This is a genomic window from Aminobacter sp. J44 (assembly GCF_007829415.1).
Taxonomy (GTDB): domain Bacteria; phylum Pseudomonadota; class Alphaproteobacteria; order Rhizobiales; family Rhizobiaceae; genus Aerobium.
The window spans coordinates 38,658-57,995 of record NZ_VLJG01000078.1; the positions used below are offsets into that span (position 1 = coordinate 38,658).

Here is a 19,338-nt window from a genome sequence, read left to right on the forward strand (position 1 = left end):
GATATGAAGCGCCGCGACATTCGCCGCGGCGCCATCTCGTGACTAGTTCGAGGCCTTCGCGAGTGCGCCGTACATGGTCTCGCCCTTTGCGGCGAGCCTGCGGCGCGCGAAGTCGACGAACCAGTCCATCGCCTTCGGGTCGCGCATCGCGTCGGGGCTGTAGGCCTTCTCAACCGGCCAGCCCATCAGCAGCTTGCGCACCGGCACTTCCATCTTCTTGCCAGTTAGCGTGTAGGGCGTCATCGGCACTGCATGCACCTCGTCGGGCACGTGGCGCGGGCTGCGTTCCGCGCGCAGACGCTGGCGGATTGCCTTGTCCAGCGCCTCGTCGAAGACGACGCCCTCCTTCAGCTGCACGAACAGCGGCATGTAGAAGCCGCCGCCCGGCTCCTCGATGCAGACGATCAGGCTGTCCTCGATCTCGGCCATGCCTTCGAGCGTGCGATAGATCTCGGCCGAGCCGATGCGCACGCCAAAGCGGTTAAGCGTCGAGTCCGAGCGGCCATAGACGAAGCAGCCGCCGCGGCTGTTGATCTTCATGAAGTCGCCGTGGCGCCAGATGCCCGGATAGGTATCGAAATAGGCTTCCTTGTAGCGCTTGAAGTCCGGATCGTTCCAGAAAAACAGCGGCATGCTGGGCATCGGGCTGCAGACGACCAGCTCGCCGACCTCGTCGATCAGCTCGTTGCCGGCGTCGTCGAAGACGCGCACGTCGATCCCCAGGCAGCGCGCCTGGATCTCACCGGCGTAGACCGGCTGCGTCGGCGTGGCGCCGACGAGGCCGCAGCAGAACTCGGTGCCGCCCGACTGGGAGGTGACCCAAAGGTCCTCCTTCACCGCATCGTACAGCCACTTGAAGCTCTCGGGTGTTGCCGGCGAGCCAGACAGCATGATGCTCTCGATCGCCGACAGGTCGAAGCGCTCCTTCGGCACGATGCCGTGCTTGCGCATGTTCTCGACGAAGGTCGGGCTGGCGCCGAACGAGGTGGTCTTTGTGTCGGCCGCGAGCTGCCAGAGCAGGTCCGGCCCCGGATGGGTCGGGCTGCCGTCGTAGAGCACGGCGCTGCCACCGACCAGCGGACCCCACATCAGCGAGTTCCACATTACCCAACCGGTGGTGGAGTAGAAGAACATCCGCGAGCTGGCCTTGAGGTTCAGGTGGAACACGGCCGACTTGTAGTGCTCGAGGATGATGCCGATGTGGCTCTGCACGATCGCCTTCGGCAGGCCCGTGGTGCCGGACGAGAACAGGATCCACAGCGGGTGGTCGTGCGCCACGCGCTCATAGCGGAATTCCTCGCGCGAAATGGCCGGCCCTTCGAGAAGCTCTGCAAAGCGCGTAACCGACTTGCCTTCAAAAGCAGGTGCGGGCTCGTCAGTCAGATAGTCGAGCCAGACGACTTGCTCGAGGCTCGGCAGCCCGTCAACGATGCCGCTGACCTCGGCGCGGCGCCAGAAATCCTTGCCGGCGAAGCGGTAGCCATCCGCGGCAAACAGCACCTTGGGACCGATCTGCGAGAAGCGGTCGGCGACGGTTCCGACGCCGAACTCCGGCGCGGCCGACGACCAGATCGCACCGATCGCGGTCACTGCCAGCATCGCCGCCATGGTCTCTGGGATGTTCGGCATGTAGGAGACGACGCGGTCGCCCGGAACCACGCCCATCGCGCGCAACCGCGTTGCGATCTTGCGCACCATGTCGCCAAGTTCGCGCCACTTCATGCCAGCGAGCGGCCGGATTTCCGAAAGATGGTGCACAACCACCTTCTCCGGATCGTCCGCCTCGTGGCGCAGGATGTGCTCGGCGTAATTGACGCGCGCTCCCACGAACCACTGCGCACCAGGCATCTCGCGCTTTGCGAGGACCGTCTCGTACGGTGTGTCCGACATCACTTCGAAATAGTCGTAGATCGCTGCCCAGAATGCCTCGATCTCCTTGGCGGACCACGTCTGCAACTCGCCGTAGTTGGCGAAGTCGAGGCCCCGCTTCTCGCGGAGCCAGCGCAGGAAATCAGCAACCCCTGTCGACTGCTTGAAGGCATCGCTGCCTTCCCACAGGAAATCCCCCTCCTTCAGCATCCGCTCCTCCTTCGAATGTATACAATGCGGGTCGTGGCCCTGTATTACAGGGATGGGGGCGCCGGGTCCACTGGCCGTCGCGCTAAAAATTTTGGAGGATGGTATGCCGCGCTTTTCGATCAATCTGTCGATGATGCTGCAGGAGCATGCCTTCCTCGACCGCTTCCAAGCGGCAGCCGATCTCGGCTTCAGGGGCGTCGACATCCAATTCCCCTATGATCATCCTGCGGAAGAGATTGCCGAGCGCGCGCAGAGCGCAGGCGTCGAGATCGTTCTGATCAACATTCCGGCTGGGGATCTGATTACCGGCGGCGACGGCCTCGCCTGCGTGCCTGGCCGGGAGGAAGGGTTCGCGGCTGGTCTGGAAACCGCGAAGGCGTACGTGCGGGCACTCCGCTGCCAGCGCGTCAACGTTCTGACGGGTCGGGTTCCCGTCGGCGTCTCGCAAGCGGAGGCCGAGGAGGCGTTCGTCCGGAACCTGAGGCTTGCGGCCGACGCCTTCGCGCCGCTCGGCGTGACGGTCATGATGGAACCCTGCAACCAGCGCGACGTCCCGCGTTACCTGGTAAGCCGTACCGAACACGCCCTCGCCCTGATCGACAGGGCGGATCGCGAAAACCTTGCCCTGCAGTTTGACTTCTACCACCGCCAGATCACCGAGGGGGACCTGATCGAGGGTTTCCGCTCCTCCCTACCCCGCATCGCCCACGTGCAGTTCGCCGACAATCCCGGCCGACATGAGCCCGGTACCGGCGAGATCAACTACGAGCGGATTTTCGAAGCGATCGACGTCTCAGGCTACACCGGCTGGGTTGGCGCCGAGTATCGGCCGAGCGGCCGCACGGCCGACTCGATCAACTGGCTGCGATCAGCCAGGAATCTCGAGAACCAATAGCCCGCTGCGCCGTTGTGGGGCGTGCCGGCAGGAAGGTGCAGGCATTCATTTTCCAGCGCAAAATTTTCGCGCGGGTTGTGGAAAAAAGGAAATCGACAAAGTCTACAAGTTTTGTAGACTGAGCTGGAAACGGAGGTCCTGAATGGTCCATTCTGATAGCTCAAGACGTCTGCCTCGCCACGCGTCTCCTGCTAGTGCCCTGAGCTACCTGCCTTTTGCACTAGCGGTCGGTTTTGCAGTCGCCGTCGTGTTCGGCCTGCTTGGCTAAAGAACTTTCAGCGACTTCCAGTCCCATCCGCGCGGCTAGCGCGGATAGACATTTCCGCGCAGCACCTGAACGAAGCCGCGATCGCCCGACGAAGCCCGGATATCGATCGGCACATCAAGCTCCAGCGTCTCCCCCGCGTCTGTCCGAACGAGGAACCGCCGCCCCTCTGGACGGTCGATAACCCGAAGGACGCTGACCGGAATTCCCTCCCCGTCAAACGACCAACTCAGATCGCCCGGGCGGGCCAGAACCTCCACCGGCCCGTCGGCAAGCCCGGATGCGGATAGCCGCGCCCCCGGAATATCCACCATCCCGCTCTTGGCGGTCGCAGTAATACGGTTGGTGTCTCCGAGGAATTTCATCACGAAGGCCGAGGCGGGCTTGCGGCAGACCTCCTCAGGTGTACCCTCCTGCACGATGGTGCCCTGATCGAGGATCACGACACGGTCGGCAAGGTCGAGCGCCTCTTCCTGGTCGTGGGTCACGAACAGCGTCGTGATGCCGAGCTCGTCGTGGATTTCCCGCAACCAGCGGCGCAGGTCATGGCGCACGTTGGCGTCGAGCGCGCCGAACGGCTCATCTAGCAGCAGAACTTTTGGATCGACAGCGAGGGCACGCGCAAGCGCAACACGCTGGCGCTGACCGCCGGAAATCTGGCTCGGGAAGCGGTTGTTCAGGCCTTCGAGCTTCACCAACCGTAGCAGATCGTTCACGCGGGCGTGAATCTCCTGCTTTGAGCGCGCCTTCTTCGACACCTTCATGCCAAAGGCGATGTTTTCGCCGACGGTCATGTGCGGGAACAGGGCATAGTGCTGGAACACGAAGCCGACGCCGCGCTCGCGCACCGGAATGTCGGTCGCATCCTCGTCGCCGAAGTAGATCGCTCCCTGGTCGGGAAATTCGAGGCCGGCCACCGTTCGCAGAATCGTCGTCTTACCGGAACCCGACGGCCCAAGCAGCGCTACCAGCTGGCCGCTGCCGATCTCCAGCGACACGCCGCGCACCGCGCGGAACGTGTCGAATTCCTTGACGACATCTTTGAGAACGATCTTCATTGCGTTCCACCCTTGTTGGCGGCGAGCGTCGGTCTGCCGGCGCGTCCCGCGCCCTGCCTCTCAAGCAGAACCTTGGCGATGATGGTGAACAGCGCCAGCACCGTCAGGATCGACGCGGCGGCAAAGGCTCCGACCGTGTTGTAGTCGTGGTAGAGCAGCTCTACATGCAGCGGCAGCGTGTTGGTCTGGCCGCGGATCTTGCCCGACACGACCGACACCGCGCCGAACTCGCCCATCACGCGCGCATTGCACAGCACCACGCCGTAGAGCAGCGCCCAGCGGATATTTGGCAGCGTCACGGTCAGGAACGTGCGCCAGCCGGATGCGCCGAGGGAAGTTGCCGCCTCCTCGAGCTCGCGCCCCTGCGCCTGCATCAGCGGGATCAGCTCGCGCGCCACGAACGGTGCCGTCACGAACATCGAAGCGAGCACGATGCCGGGCAGCGCAAACAGGATCTTGATGTCGGCTGCCTGTAGCGCCGGGCCGAACAGTCCCTGCAGGCCATAGACGAATAGGTAGGCGACGCCCGCCACGATGGGCGACACCGAAAACGGGATCTCGATGACGATCAGCAGGAAGCGCTTGCCCGGGAAGTCGAACTTGGTGATTGCCCATGCGGCGGCAATGCCGAACATGGTGTTGATCGGCACGGCAAGCAGCGCCGTCACCACAGTCAGGTAGATGGCGTGGCGCGTGTCGGGATTCGCGATTGTGGTCGTGAAATGCTCGAGGCCGAGCGAAAATGCCTGCGCGAAGATGACAAGCAGCGGCGCAAGCACGAGCAGCGTGCCGAAGATGAGCACAAGGGCGATCAGCAGGCGCCTGACGACTGCGCTGTCTCCCACCCGCGGCGGCTGTCCGGCGATCCGGTGCGATTTCATCGTCAGTCCCTCGCCGTGTATCGCAGAGCGCGCGCCTGCAGGAAATTCGTCACGGCCAGCATGACAAACGCGGCAAACAGCATGGTGGATGCAATCGCGGCCGCCGCCTGGTAGTTGTATTCTTCCAGCCGGATGAACGCGAGAAGCGAGGTAATCTCCGTCGAGTTGGGCCGGTTGCCCGCGATGAAGATCACGGCACCGAACTCGCCAAGGCTGCGCGCGAAGGACAGTGACAGACCGGCAAGCAGCGCCGGCGTCAGCAGCGGCAGGATCACCATCCGGAAAATGCTCCAGTCCGAGCCGCCGAGCGACTGCGCCGCTTCCTCCAGCGCGGGATCAAGATCCTCGAGAACCGGCTGCACCGTGCGCACCACGAAGGGCAGGCTGGTGAAGAACATCGCGATCATGATGCCGAGCGGCGTGTAGACGACGGTCACGCCGATGCTGGCGAGCGCTGAACCGAGCCAGCTGTTCTGCGCAAACAGCGCCGTCAGAGCGATACCAGCAACGGAAGTCGGCAATGCGAAAGGCAGGTCGACGATCGCATCGACGAAGCGCTTGCCGGGGAAATCGTAGCGCACCAGCACCCAAGCCAAGGCCAGCCCGAAGACGAGGTTGGTCAGGGTCGCGCCGAGCGCGCTCAGGATCGTCACGCGATAGCTGGCCACCGCGCGCGGCGACGAAACGATGCGCCAATATTCCTCCGGCCCGAGACTGGCGGCCTTAAAGATCAGCGCCCCGATCGGCAGCGCGATGATCAGTGTCACGTAAAAGAGTGTAATCCCGAGCGACAGGGGGAATCCGGGCAATACGCGGCGTCTCAAACAACTGCCCCCATGGGTGGATGCGTGGTCATTATACATGCAACCGGCGGGCTTTCACCCGCCGGCTGGCAAATTCATGGACCGGAAAGATTAACGGTCGCCGTAGATCTGATCGAGGATCGCTCCGGAAGCAAAGTGTTCTTCCGCAACCTTCGCCCAGCCGCCAAAGACGTCCTCCACCGTAACCAGACGAATCTCCGGGAACTGGTCGGCGACCTCGCCTTTCACCTTCTCGTCATGTACGCGGTTGCCGTACTGGGCGAGAATGCGCTGGCCTTCCTCAGAATAGAGGAAGTTGAGGTAGTCAGTCGCGAGTTTGGCGGTACCATGCTTCTCGGCAACCTTCCCCACCACCGCGACGGGGAACTCGGCGAGCAGGCTGACCGACGGAACGACCGGGTCGAACTTGTCTTCGCCGAACTCCTTGGCGATGCCGCGGGTCTCTGCCTCGAAGGTGATGATGACGTCGCCGGTCTCGCGCTCGACGAAGGTGGTCGTCGCCGCGCGGCCACCGGTGTCGAACACCGGAACGTTGTCAAAGATCTTGCCGACGAACTCGCGAACCTTCTCCTGGTCGCCGTTGAACTTCTCCAGCGCATAGGCGGTCGCCGCGAGATAGGTGTAGCGCGCATTGCCAGAGGTCTTCGGATTCGGGAAGATCACCTGCACGTCGTCGCGAGCAAGATCGTCCCAATCCTTGATGTTCTTCGGGTTGCCTTCGCGAACGAGGAAGGACGGGAAGGAGAAGTACGGCGAGGCGTTGTTCGGGAACTCGCTCTGCCAGTTCTCCGACACGAAGCCGTTCTTCACGAGGAAGTCGATGTCGGTGACCTGGTTGAAGGTGACGACATCCGCCTCGAGGCCTTCAACGATGGCGCGCGCCTGCGCCGACGATCCGCCATGCGACTGGTCGACCGTGACGTCCTGACCGGTCTGGGCCTTGTAGGCCGGGACGAATGCCTTGTTCACCGCCGCAAAGAGTTCACGACCGATGTCGTAGGACGAGTTGAGGATCTTGTTGGCGGTCTGTGCATGAGCCGGCGCGGTGGCGAGCGCTGCAAGTGCGGCAGTAACGAGAAGTAGGCGTTTCATGGCTGCTCCCTGAGGCAAACGGCAATGTCCGTCATTGGGCAGAAGATATACGCGTACATGCCCCTGAGTGAGGCACGTTGATGCCATTTAGCTGACCTTGCTAGAAATGCATACCACTTTTCCGAATTCGGGAGAACATCATTCTCAAATATCCAGGAAATCTATCTCGGCGGGAAACAGCTTGCTATTTTATTGGAACCGTCACCCCGTCTCCGCCGTTTGTGGGTTCGGAGTCGGTGTGCCGGCAGGCCGCCTCGCGGCTCGGGAAGAAAATCATTCTCGCCACGGGCGCCAGAACGAATGGAAAAATCAATCGCGCGGCCAAGTTTAATGGTTTTGCGGCGCAGGAAATGCGGGACACGCCCATAGAGTAATCATGTTTCCGACAGGAGGATGACATGACCCTCAAACGCAGTTCCCTCGTTGTTGCAGCAGCAATTGCAGCAACCGTGCAGTTTGGCGGCCTCGGACTGGCCTTTGCACAGGACGCGCTGACCAACGTTTCTTACGATCCGACCCGCGAGCTCTATCGCAAGTACAACGACGCCTTCACCAAGCATTGGAAAGAAACGACTGGGCGGGACGTGACGGTCACTGCCACCCACGGCGGTTCGGGCTCGCAGGTCCGCACCGTGATCGACGGCCTGCCGGCCGACGTCGTCACCCTGGCGCTGGCCAGCGACATCCTGGCAGCCGAGGAAGCCGGCCTGATCGAACCGGGCTGGCAGAGCGAGTTCCCGAAGAACTCGTCGCCCTACTATTCCACCATCGTCTTCCTGGTCCGCTCGAGCAATCCGAAGAACATCAAGGACTGGGACGACCTGATCCGTGATGACGTCGAGGTCATCACGCCTAACCCCAAGACTTCGGGCGGCGCCCGCTGGAACTATCTTGCGGCGTGGGCCTACGAGCTCGACCGCTCCGGCGGTGACGAAAACGCCGCCAAGGACTTCGTCGCCAAGCTCTACGCCAACGTACCGGTTCTCGACAGCGGAGCGCGCGGCTCGACCAACACCTTCGTGAAGAATGGCACCGGCGACGTGCTTCTTGCCTGGGAAAACGAGGCTTTCCTGGCGCTGGAGGAACTTGAGCCGGGTAGCGTCGAAATCGTCGTGCCGAAATTCTCGATCCTGGCCGAACCGCCGGTAGCGATTGTCGACAAGAACGTCGACGAAAAGGGCACCCGCGAACTCGCCAAGGCCTACCTCGACTACCTCTACAGCCCGGAAGGCCAGAAGATTATCGCCTCGAGCTACTACCGTCCGCAGCATCCCGAACATGCGGATCCGGAGGATGTGGCTCGCTTCCCCGACCTCAAGCTGATCACCATCGATGAGTTCGGCGGCTGGAAGGAAGCGCAGTCCAAGCATTTCGGTGACGGCGGCATCTTCGACCAGATCTACTCGAGCAATTGAGCAGAAGCAGCGTGACGCGTGAGGAGCCCGCGACGGGCTCCTTGCGCGACGTTAAGGGGACATTTGCCGATGGCGACATTCCGATTTCGGGAGCCGAGCATCATCCCGGGTTTCCGGCTGACCTTCGGATTCACGATCTTCTACCTCATGGTCATCGTGATCATCCCGATTGCCGGGCTGTTCCTGAAGACGTTCGAACTGGACTGGCAGGCCTTCTATCCGATCATTTCCGGCCCGCGTTTTCTCGCGGCGCTGAAACTCAGCTTCGGCGCCTCGCTTCTGGCGGCAATGTTCAACGCCGTCATCGGCGTGCTGGTCGCCTGGGTGCTGGTCCGCTACGAATTCCCCGGCCGGCGCGCGCTTGACGCGATGGTCGACCTTCCGTTTGCGCTGCCGACGGCTGTGGCGGGCATTTCGCTCGCGTCGATCTACTCGCCGAATGGCTGGATCGGCAGCCTGTTTGCCCCGTTCGGCATCAAGATCGCCTACACGCCGCTCGGCATCTGGATCGCGCTGGTCTTTATCGGCCTGCCCTTCGTGGTGCGCTCGGTTCAGCCGGTGCTGCAGGACTTCAGCAAGGAGATCGAGGAGGCCTCGGCCACGTTGGGCGCCTCGCGGCCGCAGACGATTTCCCGCGTAATGCTGCCTGCGCTGCTTCCGGCGATCCTCACCGGCTTCTCGCTCGCCTTCGCCCGCGCGGTGGGCGAGTACGGCTCGGTCATCTTCATCGCCGGCAACCTGCCGCGCCAGACCGAGATCCTGCCGCTGCTGATCGTCTTCCGGCTGGAAGAGTTCAACTACGCGGCCGCCGCGGCGATCGCTGCCGTCATGCTGGTCGCGTCCTTCATCATCCTGCTTGCGATCAATCTCATCCAGGTCTGGAGCCAGAGGAGGTTCGGCAATGGCTGATGCAGCCCTGCATCCTGCGCGCCCCGAAGCAGCGTCCGCCTTCCGCTCGCCGGTGACCGAGCCGCTCGGCTTCCGGGTGTTCGCGATCGGCGTCACTGTCCTTCTGATGGCACTGTTCCTGCTGCTGCCGCTCGCAGCCGTGTTCGTCGAGGCGTTTCGCTTCGGCCTCGACAAGTATCTCGAGGTGTTCAAGAACCCGGATGCGATCGGGGCCATCAAGCTCACGCTGCTGGTTGCGGCCATCGCCGTTCCCTGCAACCTGATCTTCGGCATCGCTGCCGCGTGGTCGATCGCAAAGTACCGCTTCCCCGGCCGCGCCTTCCTGATCTCGCTGATCGACCTGCCCTTCTCGGTCTCGCCGGTCGTGGCAGGCCTCGTCTACATCCTGCTGCTCGGCTCGAACTCCGCGATCGGCAGCTGGCTGCTGCAGGATTTCGGCATCCGCGTCATCTTCGCGGTTCCGGGCGTCGTGCTCGCGACGATCTTCGTCACCTTCCCCTTCATTGCCCGCGAGCTGATCCCGCTGATGGAAGATCAGGGCAATGGCGACGAGGAAGCCGCAATCTCGCTCGGCGCCTCCGGCTGGCAGGCCTTCTGGTACGTCACGCTGCCGAACGTGAAGTGGGCGCTGCTTTACGGCGTGCTCCTCTGCAACGCCCGCGCGATGGGTGAGTTCGGTGCGGTCGCCGTGCTCTCCGGCAAGCTGCGCGGCGAAACGGTGACGATGCCGCTGCAGGTCGAGCTTTTCTACAACGAGTACATGACCGTCGCCGCCTTCAGCCTCGCCTCCGTGCTGGCTGGCCTAGCGCTGGTGACCCTGGTCGTGAAGTCCTGGCTGGAGTGGCGTTACGCCGACCAACTCGCGACCGGCGCAAGAACCCACTGAGGAGAGACCAATGGAACTGAGCATCCGCAACGTCCAGAAAGAGTTCGGCGGCTTCAATGCGCTGCATGAGGTCTCTCTCGACATCCGCTCGGGCGAGCTGATCGCGCTGCTGGGTCCCTCCGGCTCCGGCAAGACGACGCTGCTGCGCCTAATTGCCGGTCTCGACTTCCCCTCCTCGGGACAGATCTTCTTCGGTGAGGAAGACGCCTCGCGGAAGTCTGTGAGCGAGCGCAATGTCGGTTTCGTCTTCCAGCACTACGCTCTGTTCCGGCATATGACAGTGGCGGACAACGTCGCCTTTGGCCTCAAAATCCGTCCGGCGGCCACCCGCCCGACGCGTGCCGAAATCAAACGCCGAGCGCTCGAACTGCTGGACCTCGTTCAGCTGTCTGGTCTCGCGCATCGCTATCCGAGCCAGCTGTCCGGCGGCCAGCGCCAGCGCGTAGCACTTGCCCGTGCACTTGCCATCGAGCCGCGCGTGCTCCTTCTCGATGAACCGTTCGGCGCACTCGACGCGCAAGTGCGCCGCGAACTGCGCCGCTGGCTGCGTGAGATCCATGACGCGACCGGCCACACGACGGTCTTCGTCACTCATGATCAGGAAGAGGCGCTGGAGCTTGCCGACCGCGTCGTCGTCATGAGCCAGGGCCGCATCGAGCAGGTCGGCACCGCCGATCAGGTCTACGACAACCCGGTCTCGCCCTTTGTCTACGGCTTCATCGGCGATTCCAGCACCTTGCCCGTCCGCGTCGAACAAGGTGACGTCTGGTTCGAGGACCGTTCGATCGGCCTGCGTGCCCCGCACGTCCCGGACGGGGAAGCCACCTTGTATTTCCGCCCGCATGACGTGGAGCTCCTCGACGGCTGCGGCGGCTGCATTGCCGGCACCGCCGGAGTCAGCCGCCGAGTGGCGGGCACCAAGCGGGTCGAACTTGCCATTGGCGGCGCCGGGCACCGCGTCGAGATCGAACTGCCGGTCGACCATCCGGCGGCGACCCGCAGTCGTATCGCCTTCCGACCGCGCCGCTGGAAGCTGTTTCCGGCGCGGGAACTCGCAGCGGCTCCCGCGACGCCGCTCCCTGAACCTGTCGCGGCCTGAGAAATTCCCCCTCCTCTGGCTGGCGGTCGCTCCGGCGGCCGCCCTTTTTCTTTTGTCTTTCGCAGATTTGTTCGGTCAGAATCCTGCTTATTTTGACAGCCCGGTGAAATGAGATTCATTGGCAGCCGTCCGATCCGGAAAGGTTGTTTCCCAACGCCGCCTAAACTGTACGTTTTGCTTGAAACGCGGCGATTTCCGCCCAGCTTCCCTCTGTAGACAGAGCGAAAATCTTCGCTTTAGCTGTTGATGATGCATCGGCAGGCGGAGGAGACCATCATGGCCGAAGCTGGAAGGTTGAGCCTTCATGTCCCGGAGCCGGAGGTACGTCCCGGCGACACGCCGGACTTCTCCCACGTCCCCATTCCCCGTGCTGGCAGCGTCGAACGTCCCCCGGTCGATGTCGATCCCAGAGAGATCCGTGATCTCGCCTACTCCATCATTCGCGTCCTCAACCGCGACGGCGAAGCGGTCGGCCCCTGGGCCGGCACGCTGAGCGACGAGGAACTGCTGGAAGGCCTGCGCCACATGATGACGCTGCGCACCTTCGATGCGCGCATGCTGATGGCGCAGCGCCAGGGCAAGACCTCCTTCTACATGCAGCACATGGGCGAGGAAGCCGTGAGCTGCGCCTTCCGCAAGGCGCTCGAGCCCGGCGACATGAACTTTCCGACCTATCGGCAGGCAGGCCTGCTTATCGCGGGCGGTTACCCGATGGTCGACATGATGAACCAGATCTACTCGAACGAGGCCGACCCGCTGAAGGGCCGCCAGCTGCCGATCATGTATTCGGCGCGCGACCATGGCTTCTTTTCGATCTCCGGCAATCTCGGCACCCAGTTCATCCAGGCGGTCGGCTGGGCGATGGCCTCGGCGATCAAGAACGATACGCGGATCGCAGCCGGCTGGATCGGCGACGGCTCGACGGCCGAGAGCGATTTTCACGCAGCCCTTGTGTTCGCCTCGACCTACCGCGCCCCGGTCGTGCTCAACATCGTCAACAACCAGTGGGCAATCTCGACCTTCCAGGGCATTGCGCGGGGAGGCTCTGGCACCTTTGCCGCGCGCGGCCTCGGCTTCGGTCTGCCGGCCCTGCGCGTGGACGGCAACGACTACCTTGCCGTCCACTCCGTGGCGAAGTGGGCGATCGAGCGCGCAAGGCGCAATCTGGGGCCGACGCTGATCGAATACGTCACCTACCGCGTCGGCGCGCATTCCACTTCTGACGATCCTTCCGCCTATCGGCCGAAGACGGAGTCCGACGCCTGGCCGCTCGGCGACCCGGTGATCCGGCTGAAGAACCATCTCATCGTCAGGGGCGTCTGGTCCGAGGAGCGCCACAAACAGGCGGAAGCCGAAATCCTCGACGAGGTCATCACGGCGCAAAAGCAGGCGGAGCAGCACGGCACCCTGCATTCTGGCGGCAAGCCATCGACCCGCGACATGTTCGAGGGCGTCTACGCGACCATGCCGCCACATCTGCGTCGCCAGCGGCAGCAGGCGGGGGTGTGAGGATGCATAGGTTCCTGCCCGACATCGCCCCCTCCGGTCCTTCGGACCACCTCCCGCGCTTCGCACGGGAGGATCACACTGCCGCGACGTGGTTCTTCTTACATTTGCGAGGAATGTGTCGCGAAGCGGCTGATGTGGCGCCGCGCCCCGCCTCGCCAATCTTCGCGGAGGCCCCGCCATGCCGCGCATGACGATGATCGAGGCGATACGTTCGGCGATGGACGTCGCCATGGGGCGCGATGAGAACGTCGTCGTCTTCGGCGAGGATGTCGGCTATTTCGGCGGCGTGTTTCGTTGCACCGCCGGCCTGCAGCAGAAATACGGCAAGAGCCGCTGCTTCGACACGCCCATCAACGAATCCGGCATCGTCGGAGCCGCGATCGGCATGGCGGCCTACGGCCTTCGCCCCTGCATCGAGGTGCAGTTCGCCGACTACGTCTACCCGGCCTACGACCAGATCGTCTCCGAGGCCGCGCGGCTGCGCTACCGCTCGAACGGCCAGTTCACCTGCCCTATCGTCATCCGCATGCCGACCGGCGGCGGCATATTTGGCGGCCAGACCCACAGCCAGAGCCCGGAAGCGCTGTTCACACACGTCGCCGGCCTCAAGGTGGTTGTCCCGTCCAATCCGTATGATGCGAAGGGGCTGCTGATCGCCGCGATCGAGGATCCCGACCCGGTGATCTTCCTCGAGCCCAAGCGGCTCTACAACGGCCCGTTCGACGGACACTACGAGCGCCCCGTGACCTCATGGGCGAAGCATCCGCTGTCCGAAACACCGGAAGGCCACTACACGGTGCCGCTCGGCAGGGCCGAGGTGCGCCGCGAGGGCTCGGCGGTCACGGTGCTCGCTTACGGCACGATGGTTTATGTCGCGCAGGCGGCAGCTGAGGACACCGGCGTCGATGCCGAGGTCATCGACCTGCGCACGCTGCTGCCGCTCGACCTCGACACTATCGTCGCTTCGGTGGGCAAGACCGGCCGCTGCGTCGTCGTGCATGAGGCAACGCTCACCTCCGGCTTCGGCGCGGAGCTTGCTGCCCTCGTGCAGGAACACTTCTTCTACAATCTCGAAGCGCCTGTCATGCGCGTCACGGGGTGGGACACGCCATACCCCCACGCGCAGGAATGGGACTACTTCCCCGGTCCGAAGCGCGTTGGTGAGGCGCTCGTGCAGGTGATGGAGGCGTGAGCATGGCCGAATTCATCATCAAGATGCCGGATGTCGGCGAAGGCGTTGCCGAGGCAGAACTCATCGAGTGGCACGTCAAAGTCGGCGACCTGGTGCGCGAGGACACCATCCTCGCCGCTGTGATGACCGACAAGGCGACCGTCGAGATCCCCTCGCCGGTCGAAGGAACCATCACCTGGCTCGGCGCCGAAATCGGCGACACCGTAGCTGTCGGCTCTCCGATCGTGAAGATAGAGGTGGCGGGAAGTGCTGGGGAGGTTGCCGGGGGTGATGGGCAGCCTGCTGGTGAGCCAAGCAACGCAGCCGGCGCTACTGGCGTCAGCTCGCCAGAGGCCGACGCGGATGAAGATACCCCCACCCCTAGCCCCTCGCCACAAGGGGGAGGGGAATTGGGGGAGCCTGGCATGAAAGGTACTGCCAGCTCTGCAGCCTCGTCCAAGGCTGACGCCTCAGCGCCGTCATCTTCCGTCGTAGCTCCCGCTCCACCGGACACCCCAACGCGCTCTGCCCCGTCGTTGGAAGCGGCTAACCGCGGGGATCCGGACGCTGGCGACGCTGTAGGAGATGATGCAGGACCGAATGCAACGACAGCGGTGAGACCTGGCTCTGCCGCTTCAGGCACGCCAACGTCCCCCTCCCCCGTGTGGGGAGGGGTTAGGGGTGGGGGTAGCATCGCATCCACGGGCACGGCTTCCGCAGACTTGGGATCCGTCAGCACCGCCCCCGCAGGCAGAGCTTCCTCCACAACCTCTCCGCTCATCCCCCGCCCCACGGGCGAGAAGCCGCTCGCCTCGCCGGCTGTCCGCCTGCGCGCGAAGGAAGCGGGGATAGACCTGCGCCAGGTTCACGGCACCGGCCCTGCCGGGCGCATCACCCATGAAGACCTCGACCAGTTCATCAGCCGCGGCGCGCAGCAGCCCTCGCCTGCAGGGCAGCAGCCAAACACGTCGGTCGAGGAGATCAAGGTTGTCGGCCTGCGCCGCCGCATCGCCGAAAAAATGTCGCGGGCGAAAGCGCGCATCCCGCACATCACCTATGTTGAGGAGGTCAACGTCGAGGCGCTGGAGGAACTGCGCGCCCGCCTTAATGCCGAGCGGCACCCGGACCGGCCAAAGCTGACAATCCTGCCGTTTTTGATGCGCGCGATGGTGAAGGCGATTGCCGAGCAGCCGCAGATCAACGCGATCTTCGATGACGATGCCGGCATCATCCACCGCCATGGCGGCGTGCATGTCGGCGTCGCCACGCAGACGCCGTCCGGGCTGATGGTGCCGGTGGTACGCCACGCCGAGGCGCGCGACCTGTGGGACTGCGCGCGCGAGGTCAACCGTCTGGCCGACGCCGCGCGCTCCGGCACCGCCACCCGCGAGGAGTTGACCGGCTCGACCATCACCATCACCTCGCTTGGCGCGATGGGCGGCATCGCAACCACCCCCGTCATCAACTATCCGGAAGTGGCGATCGTCGGCGTCAACAAGATCATGGTGCGACCGGTCTGGGATGGCCAGCAGTTCATCCCGGCGAAGATGATGAACCTGTCATCGTCATTCGACCACCGCGTCATCGACGGCTGGGACGCGGCGGTCTTCGTCCAGCGCCTCAAGGCGCTGCTGGAAACGCCGGCGCTGATTTTCGTGGAGTGAGCCTATGAAGGAAATCTCCTGCAAGCTCGCGGTAATCGGTGCAGGCCCCGGCGGCTATGTCTGCGCGATCCGCGCCGGCCAGCTCGGCATCGACACGGTGATCGTCGAGGCGGCGAAAGCCGGCGGCACCTGCCTCAATGTCGGCTGCATCCCATCGAAGGCAATCATCCACGCCGCCGACGAGTTTTACAGAGCAACGAAGTTTGCCGCGGGGCGCGATCCTCTTGGCATTTCGCATGGCTCCCCGACCATCGACTTTTCGCAGACAGTGGCCTGGAAGGACCGCATCGTCGGCCGTCTCAACTCCGGTGTCGTCAGCCTGCTCAAGAAAGCGGGCGTGAAGGCTGTGGTCGGCCATGCGCGCTTTCGCGACGGCAAGACGCTGGAGGTCGAGACCGAGACCGGGCAGCAGGTAATCCGCGCCGAGACGATCGTGATCGCCACCGGCTCCGCCCGGGTCGAGCTGCCGTTCATGCCGTTTGGCGGCAATGTGATCTCATCGACGGAAGCACTTGCGCTGAAGGAGGTGCCGAAAGTGCTGGCCGTCGTCGGCGGCGGCTATATCGGCCTGGAACTCGGCACCGCCTTCGCCAAGCTCGGATCGAAGGTGACAGTCGTCGAGGCGCTGCCGAAGATCCTGCCGCTCTACGATGCGGAGCTGACCCGACCTGTTCTCAAGCGGCTCGACGAACTTGGCGTTTCGGTGATGACCGGCGTCAAGGCGAAGGGCCTTGCCTCCGACGGCAAAGGCCTCGTCATCGAAACCGCGGAGGGCGACCAGAAGACGATCAGCGCCGAAAAGATCCTCGTCACGGTCGGCCGCAGGCCAAAGACTGACGGCTGGGGCCTCGAAGAAATCGACTTGGATATGGCCGGCCCCTTCATCCGCATCGACGAACAGTGCCGCACGTCGATGCGGGGCATCTATGCGATTGGCGACGNGAGCCGATGCTGGCGCATCGGGCGACGGCGCAGGGCGAGATGGTTGCCGAGATCATCGCCGGCAAGCGCCGCAGCTGGGACAAGCGGGCGATCCCCGCCGTTTGCTTCACCGATCCGGAAATCGTCAGCGTCGGCTTGTCGCCGGATGAGGCGCGGCAGGGGGGCATCGAGGTGAAGGTCGGCCAGTTCCCGTTTGCGGCCAACGGCAGGGCGATGACGCTGCAGGGCGAGGCTGGCTTCGTCCGGGTCGTCGCGCGGGCCGACAACAACCTCGTCGTCGGCATCCAGGGCGTCGGCTCAGGCATTTCCGAGCTGTCGGCGACCTTCTCGCTCGCACTAGAGATGGCGGCGCGGCTGGAGGACATTGCCGGCACCATCCACGCCCATCCGACGCAGAGCGAAGGTTTCCAGGAAGCCGCCCTGAAAGCCCTCGGTCACGCCATTCACATCTGATCGACGTCGATGCGGCGCAGGCGCTTGCCCATTTCAGCGATCTGCTCGGCGTCGACATTGGCAAATGCAACGCGCAGGTGCTGCTCGAGCCCCTCGCCGAAATACGAGCCGGGGATCGTGACAATGCCGAAATCTTTGGCCAGACGCTCGGCAGCCTGCGACGAGGTCAGTCCCTCGAAGGGATGGCGGACGAAGGCGAAATAGGCGCCGATCGCCTGCAGCTGCCAGCCGTTCTGACGGGCAAACGCAGCGCGCATCGCGGCAGCGCGGCGGCCGATCTCCAACCGGTTTTCCTCGCGCCAGTCGACCAGCGCCGGGATGCCCCTGGCCACGGCAAACTGTGGCGTGCGGGGGGCGCAGATCTGCAGATTGTCCATCACCTTCGCCACCTGCTCGATGACGGCTTCGCTCGCAGTGATCGCGCCGAGGCGATGGCCAGGAATGCAGAAAGACTTCGAGAAGCTGTAGAGCTGGATGAGGTAGTCGCGCCAATCCTTGACGTCGAACAGCGCGTGCGGGCGCCCTGCCCCGGGCTCGATGAAGTCGCGATATGTCTCGTCGAGCACCAGCCAGATCCCCTTGCGGCGGCAGAGCTCGAAGATCTCGCTGATGACTTCGGCCGGATAGACAGCGCCGGTGGGGTTGTTCGGCGTCACCAGCGCCAGCACCTTTACGCCATCCAGCGCCGCCTCGACATCCTCGACGCGCGGCACAAAACCGTTCTCGGCGTGGCAAGGGAAGTAACGCGGCTCGATGCCCATCATCTGCAGCGTTGTCTCGTGGTTGAAGTAGCACGGATTGGTCATCAGCACTGCATCGCCCGCCTTGGCGATCGCGGTGATCGTCGCGACGAAGGCCTGGTTGCAGCCGGCGGTGAGGTGAATGTTCGCCGCCGTCAGCATCGTCCCGTAGAGCGATCCGACATGCTCCGCGTAGACTTTGCGCAGTTCAAGATCGCCCTCGATCGTGCCATAGCCGGCATAAGCAGGCGAACCGGCAGCATCAGAGAGCCACTTCAGAAGGTCGGCATGCGGGGCGTAGCCCGGCACGGCCTGCGACATGTCGATGAGGTTGCCGTGCGCGCCGTCATAGCTGCGCGCCCAGGCCTGGACAGACGGGATCGGCGGTGGCGCCAGCTTCTCGACCAGCGGGTTGAAGGACGGCTTCACGTAATCTGCTGACGTCATGCTCTTGTCTTTGCGTTCGAAGTGACTTTTCGCTTGCTGCGTGCGCCATCAGCGCTACGCAGCTTTGTCCTGAGCGCCAGGCCTTGCGGCTCGGCGCGGGCATCTTCTTCCTCCAGCTGCGCAAACAGCCAGTCTATGAATACGCTGACCACCGGCACGGAGCGCAGGTCACTCCGGCACGCAACGTAAAAGGCGTCGGCGGCGGGCACCGCCAGGTTGAACGGCGCGACCAGTTGGCCTTTGGCGAGCAGGCCCGCCGCCGTCATCGTGTCGCCCAGCGCGATGCCATGCCCGTGCAGGGCAGCCTCGGTCGCCAGCCGCGCATCGCTGAGATGATGCTGCGGCCCGCGCGCAAGGTCGAGCGCATCGGCCGCCGCCAGCCACTGGTGCCACTCGCGCCCGTCGTCGGCGTGCAGCAGCACGTGGTTGCTGAGGTCGCGGATCGTGCGCACCGGCTTGGCGTTCATCAGTGTCGGGCTAAGAACTGGAAAAAGGTCGAGATGCGACCAGCGCTTGACCCAGCAGTCGGTCCAGCTTCCATCGCCATAAAGGATCGAGACGTCGACATCCGGCGAGCGCAGCGCTTCCGCGTCATTGCTCCCCTCCAGCTTCAGCCTGATTTCGGGAAAGCGTGAGGTAAAACTGGCAAGGCGTGGGATCACCCACAGCGACAGCAGCGCCGGAACGCAGGTGACCGACAGCGAGCCCGCCGTCACCGGCCGTTCCATCCGCGCCGTCGCGGCCGCGATGGCATCAAAGGCCGAGGAAACCGCGGGCAAAAGCTCCGCGCCCTGCGGGCTCAGCCGGAACCGCGCGCCGTCCCTTTCGAACAGCCGGACATTGAGCGCGGCCTCCAGCGCCTTGATCTGGTGGCTGATCGCACCGTGCGTGACGTTGAGCTCGCCCGCTGCCCGCGTCAGCGAGCCCAGTCGCGCGGTCGCCTCGAAGGCCCGCAGCGGATTCAGAGGCGGCAAACGCTTGACCAAACATATCCCCGGTTGTGAATTTT

The 19,338-nt window shown here is 63.9% G+C and carries 15 protein-coding genes and 1 pseudogene; 9 read left to right on the forward strand and 7 right to left on the reverse strand.

Features of this window, described 5'->3' with window-relative positions:
• Positions 1-42: 42 nt before the first annotated feature.
• Positions 43-2,079 (reverse strand): acetoacetate--CoA ligase, encoded by a 2,037-nt coding sequence (locus L610_RS18905; protein ID WP_024848009.1) that lies wholly within the window; start codon positions 2,077-2,079, stop codon positions 43-45.
• A 103-nt stretch (positions 2,080-2,182) separates the two neighbouring features.
• Here L610_RS18905 and L610_RS18910 point away from each other — a divergent pair, with 103 nt between their 5' ends.
• On the forward strand, positions 2,183-2,974 hold the full coding sequence (locus L610_RS18910; protein ID WP_024848008.1) for a hydroxypyruvate isomerase family protein: 792 nt from the start codon (positions 2,183-2,185) through the stop codon (positions 2,972-2,974).
• Between the two features lie 303 nt (positions 2,975-3,277).
• On the opposite strand, the gene L610_RS18915 is transcribed toward L610_RS18910, so the two are convergent.
• Genes L610_RS18915 through L610_RS18930 form a run of 4 tightly spaced genes read right to left on the reverse strand, consistent with a single transcriptional unit; the run spans position 3,278 to position 7,094 of the window.
• The gene (locus tag L610_RS18915) at positions 3,278-4,297 is read right to left on the reverse strand and encodes a sulfate/molybdate ABC transporter ATP-binding protein (protein WP_024848007.1); all 1,020 of its coding nucleotides are present in this window, start codon (positions 4,295-4,297) and stop codon (positions 3,278-3,280) included.
• The gene (gene cysW / locus L610_RS18920) at positions 4,294-5,178 is read right to left on the reverse strand and encodes a sulfate ABC transporter permease subunit CysW (protein WP_024848006.1); all 885 of its coding nucleotides are present in this window, start codon (positions 5,176-5,178) and stop codon (positions 4,294-4,296) included. Before cysW (L610_RS18920) ends, L610_RS18915 begins: the two co-directional genes overlap by 4 nt.
• Before the next feature lie 2 nt (positions 5,179-5,180).
• The gene (gene cysT / locus L610_RS18925; protein ID WP_144706936.1) at positions 5,181-6,041 is read right to left on the reverse strand and encodes a sulfate ABC transporter permease subunit CysT; all 861 of its coding nucleotides are present in this window, start codon (positions 6,039-6,041) and stop codon (positions 5,181-5,183) included.
• A 51-nt stretch (positions 6,042-6,092) separates the two neighbouring features.
• Positions 6,093-7,094 carry a sulfate ABC transporter substrate-binding protein gene (locus L610_RS18930; protein WP_144706939.1) on the reverse strand — a complete coding sequence of 334 codons (1,002 nt, stop codon included), beginning with the start codon at positions 7,092-7,094 and terminating at the stop codon, positions 6,093-6,095.
• Between the two features lie 398 nt (positions 7,095-7,492).
• Here L610_RS18930 and L610_RS18935 point away from each other — a divergent pair, with 398 nt between their 5' ends.
• The 8 genes and pseudogenes from L610_RS18935 to lpdA all read left to right on the forward strand — a co-directional run bounded on the left by L610_RS18935 (position 7,493) and on the right by lpdA (position 17,142).
• A complete protein-coding gene (locus L610_RS18935; RefSeq protein ID WP_024848003.1) occupies positions 7,493-8,509 on the forward strand; it encodes a sulfate ABC transporter substrate-binding protein in 1,017 nt (338 codons plus the stop codon).
• A gap of 69 nt (positions 8,510-8,578) precedes the next feature.
• Positions 8,579-9,418, forward strand: a complete 840-nt coding sequence (gene cysT / locus L610_RS18940) for a sulfate ABC transporter permease subunit CysT (RefSeq protein WP_024848002.1) — start codon at positions 8,579-8,581, stop codon at positions 9,416-9,418.
• Positions 9,411-10,304 carry a sulfate ABC transporter permease subunit CysW gene (cysW, locus tag L610_RS18945; RefSeq protein ID WP_024848001.1) on the forward strand — a complete coding sequence of 298 codons (894 nt, stop codon included), beginning with the start codon at positions 9,411-9,413 and terminating at the stop codon, positions 10,302-10,304. The genes cysT (L610_RS18940) and cysW (L610_RS18945) overlap by 8 nt, the downstream gene beginning before the upstream one ends.
• A 10-nt stretch (positions 10,305-10,314) precedes the next feature.
• Entirely contained in the window at positions 10,315-11,403 is a 1,089-nt protein-coding gene (locus L610_RS18950; protein ID WP_024848000.1) for a sulfate/molybdate ABC transporter ATP-binding protein, read from the forward strand.
• Positions 11,404-11,679: 276 nt separating this feature from the next.
• Positions 11,680-12,912 carry a 3-methyl-2-oxobutanoate dehydrogenase (2-methylpropanoyl-transferring) subunit alpha gene (locus tag L610_RS18955; protein ID WP_024847999.1) on the forward strand — a complete coding sequence of 411 codons (1,233 nt, stop codon included), beginning with the start codon at positions 11,680-11,682 and terminating at the stop codon, positions 12,910-12,912.
• A gap of 178 nt (positions 12,913-13,090) precedes the next feature.
• Complete coding sequence (locus tag L610_RS18960; RefSeq protein WP_144706941.1) at positions 13,091-14,104, forward strand: alpha-ketoacid dehydrogenase subunit beta; 1,014 nt, start codon at positions 13,091-13,093, stop codon at positions 14,102-14,104.
• A gap of 2 nt (positions 14,105-14,106) precedes the next feature.
• Entirely contained in the window at positions 14,107-15,747 is a 1,641-nt protein-coding gene (locus tag L610_RS18965; RefSeq protein WP_144706943.1) for a dihydrolipoamide acetyltransferase family protein, read from the forward strand.
• Positions 15,748-15,751: 4 nt separating this feature from the next.
• Positions 15,752-17,142 (forward strand): annotated as a pseudogene (gene lpdA, locus L610_RS18970) (dihydrolipoyl dehydrogenase).
• On the opposite strand, the gene L610_RS18975 reads toward lpdA, so the two are convergent.
• The gene (locus L610_RS18975) at positions 17,133-18,329 is read right to left on the reverse strand and encodes an aminotransferase (RefSeq protein ID WP_144706945.1); all 1,197 of its coding nucleotides are present in this window, start codon (positions 18,327-18,329) and stop codon (positions 17,133-17,135) included. The pseudogene lpdA and the gene L610_RS18975 overlap by 10 nt on opposite strands.
• Positions 18,326-19,315 carry a transcriptional regulator GcvA gene (gene gcvA / locus L610_RS18980; RefSeq protein WP_024847993.1) on the reverse strand — a complete coding sequence of 330 codons (990 nt, stop codon included), beginning with the start codon at positions 19,313-19,315 and terminating at the stop codon, positions 18,326-18,328. The genes L610_RS18975 and gcvA overlap by 4 nt, the downstream gene beginning before the upstream one ends.
• Positions 19,316-19,338: the final 23 nt, after the last annotated feature.